The sequence below is a fragment of the Sphingobacterium sp. InxBP1 genome, assembly GCF_026191775.1.
GTDB lineage: Bacteria > Bacteroidota > Bacteroidia > Sphingobacteriales > Sphingobacteriaceae > Sphingobacterium > Sphingobacterium thalpophilum.
In genome coordinates this window covers 458,707-472,351 of sequence record NZ_JAINDX010000046.1, presented here as the reverse complement: position 1 = coordinate 472,351, position 13,645 = coordinate 458,707, and the positions used below count along the sequence as shown (strand labels likewise).

Genomic DNA, 13,645 nt, shown 5'->3' with positions numbered 1-13,645 from the left:
TAATTAAAACAGGTCACAGCCGAATGATCCGGTATCAGGAAGTCGGGGGGTGCTGTTGTGTTGGCTACAACAATTAAAAAAATATAGGAATGAAAATTTTAATGGTTTGTTTGGGAAATATCTGCCGTTCGCCGCTGGCTCACGGAATATTGAGACAAAAAGTAAAAGATAAACAGCTGAATTGGGTGATTGAGTCCGCCGGTACCGGTGATTGGCATATCGGCGAAGCGCCAGACCGTAGGGCCATTGCCGTCGCCAAAAAATATGGCGTAGATATATCCGCGCAGCGGGCGAGGCATTTTAACCCGGCTTTTTTTCAGGAGTATGATTATATTTTTGTGATGGACCGGCAAAATTTTGCGGACGTATGCGCGCAAGCGGAGAATCAGGAAGACCTCAACAAGGTCAGGCTGTTCTTAAACGATGATATCGTGCCGGATCCCTATTTTGACGACCAGCTATTTGATCCGGTTTTTCAGATGATCAATCAGCGTTGTGAGGAAGTAATTGCGGAACTATCTTTGGCCTAAATGACATTCATATTACCTCGACATCGACAAATTAATATTATTTTGTTCGATAATTGCCGAACGGGGCTATACCGGGATGACAGGTGGTTATATCCACTGCATGCTGCACTGAACGGCGGTTGTGCGTATGTTGTATGTTCGGATCAACACATCCTGACTGATTAAAAAAATAAAATGAAAGCAGCAGAAGTAAACAAGAAGTGGGCTATTCTACAGGCGGAAATAGCTTCTTTATTTGATATGGAAAAACCTGACATCAAGGTCTGTCTATTCCTTATTGGTGTACAGGAATTGGGGAAGGGGCCCCAAAACTTCTCGAAGAGGGAGAAGGAAGAGCTGATGCATATTGCGACTTGTCGGCTTTTTAGTGCTATGGGATTCTATAGCCTAAAAGGTCTGGATGAACAGGGCTGGCCACATTGGGAACTGGTAAAACCTATCCCCAATTATACCCTGTTGGAACAGGAGCTTATCATCAAATCCCTGATTATTGATTATTTTGAAGAATTAAACGTCATTTAAAACATGAGATTTTTAAAAGTTTCTCTGATAGCCGTTTGTTGCTTACTGCATACACTCACTTTTGCGGCCACACCTGTTTATAAATATGTGCAGATCGTCACCGACAAGGGGACCTGTGTACTGCGCCTCTACAATGAGACGCCCAAACACCGGGACAACTTTGTAAAGCTTGCGAAAAGCAAATATTACGATGGTATGCTTTTCCATCGGGTTATCCAGAACTTTATGATTCAGGGCGGCGATCCGGACTCAAAAAATGCTGTGGGTGGAGCGCAGCTGGGTAATGGTGGTCCGGGCTATACCATTCCGGCGGAAATTCAGGATGGGCTGTTTCACAAGAAAGGTACGATAGGTGCCGCCCGTGACAATAATCCGGCAAAGGCATCTTCGGGTTCTCAGTTTTACCTGGTTCAAGGCAAAGTATTCACCGCAGAGGACCTGGACCGTCTGGAGAAAACGCGGATGAACGGGAAGAAATTCTCGGACCTGCAACGGCAGGCTTATACCACCATCGGCGGAACACCTCATCTGGACTGGAACTATACCGTCTTTGGAGAGCTTGTGAAAGGCGTGGATATCATCGACCAAATAGCGGCTGTGAAGACTGATAAACATGACCGGCCAGAAGTGGATCAAAAGATGAGCATGCACGTACTGGCAAGGCGTGAAGCCTTGAATCTGGAACGTGAGTTACAGGGACTCAAACCGAAGACGGGGTTCTTTACCAAAATCGGTGATCTTTTCTCCTCAAAGGACTATTAATTTGTTAAATCCAATACCCCTATCTAAACAATGAAAATAGTAACGTATAATGTGAACGGGCTGCGTGCAGCGCTAAAGAAGGACTGGCTGGGATGGCTCAAGGGCGTGGATGCGGATGTTGTGTGTCTTCAGGAGATCAAGGCCTCTCCAGATCAGATACCGGAAGTGGTACTGCTGGAAGAGATGGGCTATGAACATTACTGGTATCCAGCACAGAAAAAAGGGTATAGTGGTGTCGCTCTCTTCACCAAGATATCTCCCGCACATGTCGAATATGGTTGCGGTCATGAAGACTATGACTTTGAAGGTCGTATCATCCGTGCTGATTTCGATCAGGTTTCGGTGATGAGCACCTATTTCCCGTCCGGTACAACCGGCGATGTGCGGCAGGAATTTAAATACCGCTTTCTGGACGATTTTCAACAATATAGTGATAAGCTTCTGGTCGAGAAGCCAAATCTGGTTGTCTGTGGGGATTATAATATCTGCCATCGTGCTATTGATATCCATAATCCAAAGTCCAATGCAAATTCTTCGGGATTCCTGCCTGAAGAGCGCGAATGGATGGAAAATTTCATCAACTCGGGTTATATTGACTCTTTTCGCCACCTGAATCCAGATCCTCATCACTATACCTGGTGGAGCTACCGCGCCGGAGCGCGGGCACGCAACTTAGGCTGGCGCATCGATTATAATATGGTGTCAAAGCCTTTGGAGACACGGATCCGTACGTCAAAAATTTTGGCGGACGCCGTGCATTCGGACCATTGTCCTGTGCTATTGGAACTTGATGTATAGGTCAAGGTATTCCTCGAATAAAAAAAGCTTTCGCGATCACGAAAGCTTTTTTTATTTGAACTGTTGTTCTAATTGGCCTGACAGAACACAGGGTGCTGCGAACACCGTTGCACGCTCGCGTGAGCATGACCGATTTATGTCTACAGATTGCAGAGCTTCTGTACTGTCCGATAGCTAGCCACGGCTGTGGATAATGGACAGCTGCTGTGCAACTTTCTCCGCAATGGACAGGAAGGACTTTGTAACAGGGTCTTCGGCATCTATCGCGACCGGAAAGCCGTTGTCTCCGGCGTCAGATATCCCTTTCAGCAAGGGGATCTCACCCAAAAACGGCACTTTATATTCTTCGGCCAAACGCTTTCCGCCGTCTTTCCCGAAAATATAGTATTTGTTGTCTGGCAGTTCTGCTGGTGTAAAATAGGCCATATTTTCCACTACCCCCAATAAGGGAATATTGATGCTGTCCATCAGAAACATGCCGATACCCTTCACAGCGTCGGCCAGGGCCACATGTTGTGGTGTCGTGACAATAACGGCTCCGGCAATCGGGAAGGTCTGAGATACGGTAATGTGGATATCTCCGGTCCCCGGCGGCATGTCTACGATCAGATAGTCCAGTTCGCCCCAGTTGGCATCATTGAAAAGTTGCTTGATGGCCGATGTTGTCATTGGGCCACGCCACGGAATCGGTTGATTGGGATCAGTGAAAAAGCCTATGGATAATAGTTTTAGGCCGAATTTTTCCAAAGGCTCTATTTTTACCTGTCCATTCGGCATTTCAACAGATCCCGGCTTGGCGCCTTCCAGACCAAACATAATTGGTAGGGAGGGGCCATAGATATCCGCATCCAGCAAGCCTGTTTTAGCTCCCTTCGCCTGTAAAGCCAGTGCTAAATTGGCCGCAACGGTAGATTTGCCGACGCCGCCTTTGCCGGATGCCACCAAAATAATGTTTTTGATGCCAGCGACTTGCGCTCCCTGCCTTGCAATGACATTTGAAGTCATATTGATCGATACCTCAAGATTTTTGTCAACGAAATGTGTAATGGCATTTCGGCAGGCGTGTTCGATATGATCTTTTAATGGACAGGCAGGCGTGGTTAATATGACGTCGAAGCTCACTTTATTCTCTTCAATCTGAATATTCTGAATCATATTCAATGTTACAAGATCCTTCTTTAAATCAGGCTCTTCAACATAGGATAATGCGTTTAATATTTGTTCTTTGGTAACCATCTAGTATTCATTTGAAATCATGGAATACAAAGCTACTCAATGCGGCGCAATTTCCTGTCATCTGTTTGTTTTTAATGGCCGAAGACCAGTGGTGCCAGTTGGTCGGTCGTTTGCGCGCAATTATAATTGTATATAAAAGCAAATTTATCTAAGTTTGACTGTTGATATGCATGGATTTGCATTAAATTGTATTTATGTCCAATCGGTTTATAACATCTCTGAAGTCCCGCAAGTGGCGGTGGCTTTATATAACTTTTGCTGTTTTCTTGATTTTGGTTGTCGTGGTTGGAACCTATGCCTATCAAAAGAGGGATAGCATGCTCATGGGCGCAATCAATAAAGCGAAGGCCAAGTTGCTGGAAAAGTATGATATGGACCTGAAAATCCAATATTACGCTTTTCAGGGTATGAACGCTGTACAGTTTAAAAATATACAGCTACTACCCAGAAATCGCGCACCTTTGGCGCAAATTGACGACCTGACGGTGTCGGTTAAGCTATGGCCTCTTCTTTTTGGGGATGTTAAGCTGGGGCAGGTGATCTTGGACAATGGTATGGTGTCATTGGTCAAGAAAGACTCGATAAGCAATTATGACTTTCTGTTCAAGAAGCAGAAAAAAGATACCGTGGAAAATGACAATCCAAAGCAGAATCTGGCGGCGCTGGCGGACCGGTTGCTCAAGAATGTGTTTTTTAAGGTGCCCAACGATTTAGATCTTAAAAATTTTGAGCTTTCTTACCGGGACGATAGCACCTCGCAGCGTATTGTCGTTCCATCGGCTGTGATCGATGGTGGCGATCTGGAATCGAAATTTCTCTTAAATGACCATGAGGCCGCATGGAATCTTACCGGAACAATAGATTCGGATAATCAAGAATGTGATTTGCGCTTATTTTCGGACAAAAAAGAAGTAAACCTTCCCCTTTTGCAGCGGAAGTTTGGTCTTGCCGTGAGTTTTGATGAAATCTCCTTTCGGCTGGACAAGGCGCAGCGGCGGAATAAAGAATTGCTGGAGCTGCATGGTCAATGGGGATTTAAGAACCTCAAGCTTAATCACTGGCGCATATCCAGTAACGATGTGATTTTTCCCGAAGCGACCATGCAGGGAAGCCTCAATATCGGTGCGTCTTCTATGGAAATCAGTAAGGAAAGCACTGTTCAGGTCAAAGACTTCGTGTTTTCGCCCTATGTAAAGTACGTGCATAAGCCGGAGAAGGAGATTTTCCTGGCTATCCATACCGAAAGAATAAAAGCGCAGGATTTTTTCGACGCGATGCCGACGGGCTTATTTCCCGGTCTGAATGGCATTCAGGTTGAGGGACACATCCAATATGACCTGAATTTTGCCCTACAGCTGAAGCGGCCGGAGAACCTGCTTTTCTCTTCTAAGATGGACGATAAGGACCTCCGCGTGATCAAGTGGGGCGAGGCTAATATAGCAATGCTCAATACACCTTTTACGTATACCGCCTATGAAGACGGCAAACCTATGCGCGAAATCGTTGTAGGGCCTCAGAATCCCAACTTCACGCCGCTGGATCAGATATCCCGTTATATGCAGATCAGTTTGATCAACACCGAGGATCCGTTTTTCTTCCGTCATAAGGGGTTTGAGGAAAAAGCTTTCAAGCTATCGATAGTGACAAACATCAAAGAAAAAGGTTTTAAACGTGGAGCCAGTACAATCTCTATGCAATTGGTTAAGAACGTGTTTTTAAACCGCAATAAGACGGTGGTCCGGAAGCTGGAAGAGATCTTGTTGGTCTGGCTGATGGAACGCTCTCAGCAGGTCAGCAAAAAACGGATGTACGAAGTCTACTTGAATGTCATTGAATGGGGCAATAATGTATACGGTATTACCGAGGCAGCCCGTTATTATTTTGGAAAGACGCCAGCACAATTGGGGCTAGGGGAGAGCATCTTTTTATCTAGTATTGTTCCGCGCCCGAAAAAAGGGCTGAACTTTTTCGACTGGACAGGCCACCTGAAAGGAAATATGCTGCGCTATTTCAATACCTACGGTCATATTATGACCAAAACAGGGCAGATCGGTGTGGATTCAACTACGTCCAATTATGGCTTTTATGAGGTGCTGCTGCAGCCGCACTTGCGCCCGCCGAGACCTGCGGTCGCAGACTCCGTAGAAACGATAGACATGGGAGAGGATCCGCTGTTGTTTGACGATCTTGGCGGCGGTACGCCGGCGAGCAGCCTGGAAAGTGTATCCGTCCCTCAAAATCTGAAAAAGATGCCCCTGACAAAAAAGGGACAGGAGGCGTCAGCTGAAGAAGAAAAACCCAAACGGTCGTTGTTTGACCGCTTACTGGGGCGCAACAAAGAGGAGAAAGAGGGGAAGGACAACAGTGAAGATAACAAGGACTCCAAACGCGAGCAAAAACGGGAAGAGTAAATAGAGAACCTGGGTTCTCATCGACGATGAAAATCAGAATAGAATGAAAAAAATTGAAATTGACGGATTGGTTTTTGAACCACTATTTGAAGAAGAGCAGATTCAGAAACGGGTTCGTCTGATGGGAATAGATATTAGTTTGCGGTATGAGCATAAGCAGCCTGTTTTTATCGGCGTATTAAATGGATGCTTTATGTTTATGGCCGACCTCTTGAAACAGATCGAAGTGCCCTGTGAGATGTCTTTCATTAAACTGGCTTCTTATATAGGTACCGGCCAATCGGAGCTGAATGAACTTTTGGGTCTCGGTGTCGATCTGGAAGGACGCGATGTCATTATCGTGGAGGATATTGTCGATTCTGGTCATTCACTGAAACATACGCTGGATGCTGTAAAACGTTTAAATCCGGCGAGTGTCATTGCCTGTGCCCTGCTAGTGAAACCCGAAGCACTGCAATATCATTTCGAAGAGCTGACCTATGTCGGATTTGAAATTAGCAAGGAGTTTGTCGTCGGGTACGGTATGGACTATAATGGCCTTTGTCGTAATCTTCCCGACATCTATAAAAATGTGCCCGCCTAAGATTTCTTCCACATCCAGGGATGCGGAAGAAATCTTAGGCGGATCAATTAAAATTTAAATGAACAGCTTTCAATATGGTCATTGACCATGCCTACGGCTTGCATATAGGCATAACAGATCGTGGAACCGAAAAACCGGAATCCCCTTTTTTTCATATCCTTTGCGATCTTATCGGAGATCGCTGTCGTCGCAGGAACCTGTGATAAACTTTCCCAATGGTTGATTATCGGCTGTCCCTCCGGCAGAAAGGTATACAGATAGTCGTAAAAACTGCCGAATTCGGCCTGCACTTTTTTGAACAACTGCGCGTTTGTGATGGTGGATTCAATTTTATTCCGATGTTTGATGATACCCGAGTCTTGCAGGAGTGCATCTACATCCTGAGCGGTATAGGCCGCCACTTTATCGACGTCGAAGTCTGAAAAAGCCTCTTTGTAGGCTGACCGCCGACGTAAAATTGTAATCCAGCTTAATCCGGCCTGAGCCGATTCCAATATCAAAAACTCAAATAACGTTTTATCGTCTTTAACCTGTCGCCCCCATTCGTTGTCATGATAATCCATATACTGCTTATCCGATCCTGACCACTGGCAGCGTATTAGCTCTTTGTGCATGTTCCTTGAATATTTTTGGATGCAATATAACTTTTTATCCTAACTTTACGACCATAAAAGAGTTTCGCGTTTAAATGGCCTGTGATTTTCTACATCGCCGAAAAGAAACAGTGTATTCAATGGAAGTTAACGTCTTTAAATATCATATTCTATTTATCTTTTTACTAGTATTCTCTGTCTCGGGTCTCCACGCACAGCGAGGGGCACAGCGTAAGGCTGCCCCAGACAGCTTGGTCTTACCGGATAGTACAACACTGCGGGCCGATTCCGTTCCCTCCGCAAATCAGCAAGTGTTGGCTTCCCTGAATCCCGCGTTTCAAAAGCAGTATCAGATCACTACAATAAAAGGGGGCAACCTGCTTGTCCATAATATATATCGTACCGATGTCTTGCAATATTTTCACGAGAGGCCCGAGAAAAATCTTTTTGAAAGACAGTATGGTACGCCTAAGCCGCATCGGGAAAATTGGATTTTATTTACCAGTCTTTTCTTAATCTTTGGGGTAGGCCTGATCCGCATCTTCTTCCCTTCGGATATTAAGCTGGTTTTTCAAGGGTATTTTGATGATCGGGTGTTGCTTTCGGTGAGCAAAGAGGACACCATTCTGACCTCCTGGCCGTTTATATTTTTGTTTATCCTGTTTTCTGGGGCTATAGGGTTGTTTGTGAGTCTGTTTTATGCTTATGAATTAAACCGCTTTGATTTCATTACATTCCCCAACTATATCAAGACCGTCGGTATGGTCGGCGGGCTGTTTGCATTGAAAATCGGCTTTATCCGATTTTTATCTTTTGTTTTTGAAATCGGGAAGCTAGTGAAGGAGTATGTCACGGTGTTGTATCTGATTTACTTTAACACCCTTTTTTTAATGTTGCCGGTGTTGCTGATCCTGAGCCTCGTATCTTTACCGACGGTAGGCGTGGTACTCCATATCGCTATTGGTGGAGCAATATTGCTGTTTATGTACCGGTTTCTCAAAACGGCGGCTCATATTATGTCAATGTATAAATTTTCAATTTCCTATTTAATTTTGTACCTTTGTTGCCTAGAAATAGCACCAATATTAATACTGTTAAGATTATTGAGCTAAAACTGGTTAATATGCAAACTTCAGACGTAGAAAGAGCAAAGAAGGTAAAAAGTGTACTGGTTACTTTACCAAAACCTGAAAACGATAAGTCCCCTTATTATGATTTAGCAAAGAAATACGGGTTAAAATTAGACTTTCGAGGTTTTATACACGTAGAAGGAGTTCCTGCCAAAGATGTGCGTAGGGATAAAATTAATTTAGCGGATTATACTGCGGTTATATTTACGAGCAGAAATGCGGTAGATCATTTTTTTAGGATATGCGAGGAGATGCGGTTTGAGGTATCGGCAGACATGAAGTATTTCTGTATTTCGGAGACAATCGCGCTCTATCTACAAAAGTATATTCAATATAGAAAACGAAAAATATTCTTTGGAAAGCAGACCGCCAAAGATTTGGAAGAGGTGCTAAAAAAACACAAAACTGAAAACTTCCTGTTCCCATGTTCGGACGTTGCGAATGAAGAGACAAGCAACTGGTTACAGCAAAATGGCTATAAATTTACACCAGCAGTTCTATTCAGAACAGTAGTCAGCGACCTTAGCGATCTAAAAGACGTATTTTACGATATTATCGTGTTTTTTAGCCCTTCCAGCGTTCAGTCATTGTATGAGAATTTTCCAGATTTTAAGCAGAATAATACACGTATTGCCGCTTTTGGTGCTTCGACGCAACAGGCTCTTTTGGATCATGGGTTGATTTTGGATATTCCAGCGCCCACGCCGAAAGCGCCAAGCATGACTATGGCCGTGGAAGACTATATCAAAAAAGTAAACAAATAATTGCCTTTAATGAAGGCCAGAAATAGAAGAGGGTTTTTTAAAACCCTTTTTTTCTGCCTGAGCATGTTCATTGATCCATGTTTTGCATTTAAAGTATCAGCACGGCCTGGGTCTTATTATTGATCCGGTTTTCGTTAAGGCATCTATCAGCGGACGGTCAATTATTAGCTGGAAATTGCCTTTAGCGGGTTATCATTGCTGTTGATATCTGCAGGGAATAGCCGCTTTATTGGACTATTTATTTTGCGGACGAAGGGAACTGCTTGGGTCAAAATGTAAGAAAAGTGACGGATGTCATTGAGATTTTAATTATATTTCTATTAAATTGTGGCGGAACTATTTGTTCCAATTAAAGATAAGCTATATGCGTTATTTTTAAAATTTGGCAGAAATATTTTTTATGTTTGTAAGTAAGCAAAATTAGTCAGTCGTGAAGTTAAAGCAAGTTGATAAAATTTCGGGCATTCAACCAGAAGACTTTTTAAAGAACTATCTGAAACCAGGAGTTCCAGTGGTGATAACAGATTTCATCAGTGCTGATAGTCCTGCATGGAAGAAATGGAATTATGACTATTTTAAGGAGATTGCCGGGGATATTAAGATCGATGTCTACGGCAAAGAAGAAGAGTCGATGGACCGCGCTGCCAGCGCACCAGTTGGACAAATGACATTTGCAGAATACTTGGATCTGATCAGTAAAGAGCCAACCGAATTGCGATTGTTTCTGTTCAATCTGCTCAAGATAAGGCCCGAACTTAAACAGGACGTGATTTACAATGACGTCACTGGTGGTAAAGTCTTGCAATGGTTGCCATTCATGTTTTTTGGCGGAGAAGGTTCAAGCACCAGAAATCACTTTGATATCGACATGTCGCACGTGTTTATATCGCAGTTTCAGGGGCTCAAACGGATTTGGCTTTTCCCCAACGATCAGTCGGATCTGATGTACAAACTGCCGTACAACTTTCATAGCATTGCCAATCCGAAATACAGCAACGAAGAGGAGTTTCCGGGCATTAAGTATCTGGAGGGCTATGAAGCCGTGATCCACCCCGGAGAAACCTTATATATGCCGGCCGGTTGGTGGCACTATATTCAGTATGAAACCGAAGGGTACTCCATTTCGGTAAGGGCCCTTGCCAATTCCATCAGTGAAAAGCTCAAGGGTGCCCGTAATCTCTTTATCACAAGGCATTTTGATAATACGATGCGGAAGATCTTCAAGGAACATTGGTTCAAGTATAAAATCAATACCGCCAAACGCCGCGCAAATAATGCGATCAAAAGAAATAAACGTTAACAAAAAGAGGTATCCAGAAAGTTCGGATGCCTCTTTTTGTTTCTCGATAACCTAAAATTCTTCGGATACGTCGTTTTGCTTTTCAGCCCTTTATTTGGTGGCCGAGCCTCCTAACGTGATGCGCCCGTTCTATTCTTCGGCTTCGGGGCTTTTGCTCGCGTCCCTATAGAAGAGCGTATAGGGATCACTTGGATAGATGACCGCATCCGGATGATGTTTAAAGGGGATTGCCGGATCAAAAATTTCGTTGAGTATATTTCGCAGAAATTGGACAAAATTATCCTTCTGGAATGCCAAAAACTCAGCGGTTAGAACACCTTCCTTTCCATGGAATAAGGTACCTTCTTCCCTCATCTTCCTTGCGACATACAAGTGTGGCTCAAGTGCCTTCCGACCTGTTTTTTGTTCAAAAACATAGGCATAAAACAAGGTCTGTACCATCGCTTTATTTTCCGTATTAGGCCCAAATACCTGTTGTATGTCTTTGAACGTGACGGAGTCGCCACCGGTCTTATAGTCGACAATCCGGCTAATGATACGCTCGTCATGCGTGACGACTTCATCCACACGGTCGATGATACCGTATAGTGTCACCTGTGCTTCCTTTCCGTCGACTGTAATGGGAAAGGGCAGTACATAGTCTGTATCATTCTCCAGTTCGATGATGCGGAACGCTTTGTAATTACTGATGTCGTGCTCAAGATACATTTTCACATACTCACTGGCGATCTTGAGCATAATCCGTTGCAAGCTATTCAAATCTCCAATCCCTTCGACAGTTGTCTGGTATTGGAGGCCAATTTCGCGGATGACAAAAGGTTCTATCTGGTCGAGGTGCCGGCGAAGAACTGCTGTGGATGTGAAATTTTCTTGCCCTTTGAAGGGTAGGAATATCTTTTCCATGACATTGTGGATGACCGTTCCAAGCTTGTTCATTTCAAACTCCTGTGAAATGGAAGGCGGCTCTTTTATATTGGCGATATGTTTTAGGAAAAATTGTAACGGAGACTGTAGATAGGCCGTCAAGGCTGTTGCCGATATTCTTTTTTGATGCACAATAAAGTCCTCGTACATCTTATCCCATACTGGTCCATTTTTCTCGATAATGATCTCTGCTGCTTTGTCTGCAAATTGAATTGGCTGCTGTTGCACCTTCCGTTCGAAACGAAACTTGCTTTCAAACTCGAGCTGTTTGATAAATCGGCTTTCTTCTCCTGTTGAGCTCTCATCCACAAGGCCGTTATAAAAAATATGTATCCCTTCACTGTACTGAAAATGCCGGTAAAACAGGTAGGCCGACAAAGCGTCCTGATTTTCTAGTACCGGCAGGCCGTAGGCGCTCCTTAAGCTATTGGGGATAAAGGTTGGTGAATTGGATGTCTTGGGTAAAACGCCTTCGTTGGCTCCCAGTATAAAGACGTTGTCAAAGTTTAAACAGCGGCTTTCGAGCAGCCCCATAATCTGTATTCCTTTGAGCGGGTCACCCTCGATGGCTGAATTTATCGGCGAAATGGCTTTTTTGATTAGGCCGATCTGAAAACTGATGCTTAAAGGAGCAAGTGTCTCGAATCCCAGCAGCAGCTGGTTCAGTGTTTTCTTGGTCTCCATCAGGAGGTTGTTGTCAATCTGGCGGATGCGTTCCTGGGAGGAAATGCTGTGCAGCAGATCCTCGATTATTTGGACAAGCGAGGGGATCAGCTGAGCGGCATCGGCAATAGGGACAAAAAATCGGGGCAGACAGCTTTTGAATGTCAATTCCTCCAGCGGGATTTCAAATAGCTGTTTGTCCGCAATTTCCTTTTGTATCTTTAGTTTATCCTGTAGCGGAACCAATGTCAGGGGATGATTGATAAAGGTCTCGACAATTTGATAAGAGATCTTACGCCTTTTGAATTGAGAGATCTCAAGGTGTACCTCCATCCACAGGTCCAGTATACCGTATATGGGGGACTGTGTCAGCGGGTATCCGGTCGTAATATTGGGATTGACATCCGGTAAGCTCTGCAGCAATGGGACCAGCAGATTTTCGTCTGCAAGTAAGATGGCTGCTGTTTTATCTTCCGAATGCTGGCTTTGTAGAATATCATACAGCAACTTTGTCTGGCTTATTTTGCCGGTGCTTGCATACAGATTTACCGTGGAAGTTCTATTGCCAATGATATTCGGGCTGTCACCCAGCGCATTGACCAATCCGGTCTGGAAGATATTTCGGCGGATAAACAAGCCGGCTTCCTGCATGTTGTCTTCCAGATAGTAAGCATCCGCATCAAAGTAAAATAGTGCGCGTCCTTCCTCCTGCCATTGCTTGAAGAGTTTGGCCTCCGCTTTATTCAGGGCGTTAAAGCCGACGAATAGAACCTGCTGAAAAGAGGCAATAAAGTCTTGCGCTGCGGCCCTGCCTTCGGCCAGCTCCCGGTATATGGTGGGGTAATTGGTCTGATTTAGTGATTTTAGTCTTTCCTTGAAACGGTCGTATAATACAGGAAGCCGTTTCCAGAGCTGTAGGAAACGCTCTTGCACACCGCTATGCCCTGCAATCGAGAAGGCCTGCCAGAACTGCCGTATAAAGCCCTGTTGTTCGGGCGTCAGGTGTTGAAATGCAATATCAATTTTCGTATTGTCGTAGAGCTCCATATAGATCTGCTGGATCGGAACGAGGTCATAATCCAGCTGCCCAAAATCGCTTAATATAATTTCTGCAATAGGGTAAAATTCTTCCAGGGTCTCTGCTTCTTTGCCTTCTGCCGCCAGGAGCTCATTGTGGATGTTGAAGAGCAGGAAAAACTGGCCCAATGGACTGGCCTCGGTTGCCTCTGTCGACCGTTTGAAAAATTCCTGGATAGTAAAAAACTGTGGGGACCAGATCGCCTGCCCATATACATCGGCTAGGTGTTTTTTGAGGTAGGTGATGGGCCGCTTGTTATTAAACACGATGGCAATCTCGCTCAGATCGTTGCCGAAACGTCTTTTGATATCTTCTGCTACTAATTTTAAAAAGGCTGTCTGCATCGTGAAT

General features: G+C 44.4%; 12 protein-coding genes. 9 read left to right on the top strand and 3 right to left on the bottom strand.

Annotated features, from left to right (window positions below; genetic code table 11):
- Positions 1 to 89: 89 nt before the first annotated feature.
- The 4 genes from K7A41_RS14300 (at position 90) to K7A41_RS14285 (ending at position 2,612) form a co-directional block, all read left to right on the top strand.
- Positions 90 to 530, top strand: coding sequence for a low molecular weight protein-tyrosine-phosphatase (locus tag K7A41_RS14300; protein ID WP_028071826.1), 441 nt, complete (start codon positions 90 to 92; stop codon positions 528 to 530).
- A gap of 174 nt (positions 531 to 704) precedes the next feature.
- Positions 705 to 1,052, top strand: coding sequence for a hypothetical protein (locus K7A41_RS14295; RefSeq protein WP_028071827.1), 348 nt, complete (start codon positions 705 to 707; stop codon positions 1,050 to 1,052).
- 3 nt (positions 1,053 to 1,055) lie between these two features.
- A complete protein-coding gene (locus tag K7A41_RS14290) occupies positions 1,056 to 1,814 on the top strand; it encodes a peptidylprolyl isomerase (protein WP_265714227.1) in 759 nt (252 codons plus the stop codon).
- 30 nt (positions 1,815 to 1,844) lie between these two features.
- Positions 1,845 to 2,612, top strand: coding sequence for an exodeoxyribonuclease III (locus K7A41_RS14285; protein ID WP_265714226.1), 768 nt, complete (start codon positions 1,845 to 1,847; stop codon positions 2,610 to 2,612).
- A gap of 174 nt (positions 2,613 to 2,786) precedes the next feature.
- Here the strand turns inward: K7A41_RS14285 and K7A41_RS14280 are convergent, their stop codons facing one another.
- Positions 2,787 to 3,848 carry an Mrp/NBP35 family ATP-binding protein gene (locus K7A41_RS14280; protein ID WP_028071830.1) on the bottom strand — a complete coding sequence of 354 codons (1,062 nt, stop codon included), beginning with the start codon at positions 3,846 to 3,848 and terminating at the stop codon, positions 2,787 to 2,789.
- A 194-nt stretch (positions 3,849 to 4,042) separates the two neighbouring features.
- Here K7A41_RS14280 and K7A41_RS14275 point away from each other — a divergent pair, with 194 nt between their 5' ends.
- A complete protein-coding gene (locus K7A41_RS14275; RefSeq protein WP_265714225.1) occupies positions 4,043 to 6,259 on the top strand; it encodes a biosynthetic peptidoglycan transglycosylase in 2,217 nt (738 codons plus the stop codon).
- Positions 6,260 to 6,302: 43 nt separating this feature from the next.
- The gene (gene hpt / locus K7A41_RS14270; protein ID WP_265714224.1) at positions 6,303 to 6,842 is read left to right on the top strand and encodes a hypoxanthine phosphoribosyltransferase; all 540 of its coding nucleotides are present in this window, start codon (positions 6,303 to 6,305) and stop codon (positions 6,840 to 6,842) included.
- 47 nt (positions 6,843 to 6,889) lie between these two features.
- Here hpt and K7A41_RS14265 read toward each other — a convergent pair whose 3' ends face one another.
- A complete protein-coding gene (locus K7A41_RS14265) occupies positions 6,890 to 7,456 on the bottom strand; it encodes a DNA-3-methyladenine glycosylase I (protein WP_265714223.1) in 567 nt (188 codons plus the stop codon).
- A gap of 119 nt (positions 7,457 to 7,575) precedes the next feature.
- Between K7A41_RS14265 and K7A41_RS14260 the strand changes: the two genes are divergently transcribed.
- The 3 genes from K7A41_RS14260 to K7A41_RS14250 all read left to right on the top strand — a co-directional run bounded on the left by K7A41_RS14260 (position 7,576) and on the right by K7A41_RS14250 (position 10,629).
- A complete protein-coding gene (locus K7A41_RS14260) occupies positions 7,576 to 8,547 on the top strand; it encodes a DUF4271 domain-containing protein (protein WP_265714222.1) in 972 nt (323 codons plus the stop codon).
- Between the two features lie 11 nt (positions 8,548 to 8,558).
- A complete protein-coding gene (locus K7A41_RS14255) occupies positions 8,559 to 9,329 on the top strand; it encodes a uroporphyrinogen-III synthase (protein WP_028071833.1) in 771 nt (256 codons plus the stop codon).
- A gap of 430 nt (positions 9,330 to 9,759) precedes the next feature.
- Entirely contained in the window at positions 9,760 to 10,629 is an 870-nt protein-coding gene (locus tag K7A41_RS14250; RefSeq protein WP_028071834.1) for a cupin-like domain-containing protein, read from the top strand.
- Between the two features lie 129 nt (positions 10,630 to 10,758).
- On the opposite strand, the gene K7A41_RS14245 is transcribed toward K7A41_RS14250, so the two are convergent.
- On the bottom strand, positions 10,759 to 13,638 hold the full coding sequence (locus tag K7A41_RS14245; protein WP_265714221.1) for a PD-(D/E)XK nuclease family protein: 2,880 nt from the start codon (positions 13,636 to 13,638) through the stop codon (positions 10,759 to 10,761).
- Positions 13,639 to 13,645: the final 7 nt, after the last annotated feature.

Excerpts from the sequence above, each read along its gene's own strand:
- K7A41_RS14300 (WP_028071826.1), top strand. The coding sequence starts at position 90 with ATGAAAATTTTAATGGTTTGTTTGGGAAATATCTGCCGTTCGCCGCTG.
- K7A41_RS14295 (WP_028071827.1), top strand. The coding sequence starts at position 705 with ATGAAAGCAGCAGAAGTAAACAAGAAGTGGGCTATTCTACAGGCGGAA.
- K7A41_RS14290 (WP_265714227.1), top strand. The coding sequence starts at position 1,056 with ATGAGATTTTTAAAAGTTTCTCTGATAGCCGTTTGTTGCTTACTGCAT.
- K7A41_RS14285 (WP_265714226.1), top strand. The coding sequence starts at position 1,845 with ATGAAAATAGTAACGTATAATGTGAACGGGCTGCGTGCAGCGCTAAAG.
- K7A41_RS14280 (WP_028071830.1), bottom strand. The coding sequence starts at position 3,848 with ATGGTTACCAAAGAACAAATATTAAACGCATTATCCTATGTTGAAGAG.
- K7A41_RS14275 (WP_265714225.1), top strand. The coding sequence starts at position 4,043 with ATGTCCAATCGGTTTATAACATCTCTGAAGTCCCGCAAGTGGCGGTGG.
- hpt (WP_265714224.1), top strand. The coding sequence starts at position 6,303 with ATGAAAAAAATTGAAATTGACGGATTGGTTTTTGAACCACTATTTGAA.
- K7A41_RS14265 (WP_265714223.1), bottom strand. The coding sequence starts at position 7,456 with ATGCACAAAGAGCTAATACGCTGCCAGTGGTCAGGATCGGATAAGCAG.
- K7A41_RS14260 (WP_265714222.1), top strand. The coding sequence starts at position 7,576 with ATGGAAGTTAACGTCTTTAAATATCATATTCTATTTATCTTTTTACTA.
- K7A41_RS14255 (WP_028071833.1), top strand. The coding sequence starts at position 8,559 with ATGCAAACTTCAGACGTAGAAAGAGCAAAGAAGGTAAAAAGTGTACTG.
- K7A41_RS14245 (WP_265714221.1), bottom strand. The coding sequence starts at position 13,638 with ATGCAGACAGCCTTTTTAAAATTAGTAGCAGAAGATATCAAAAGACGT.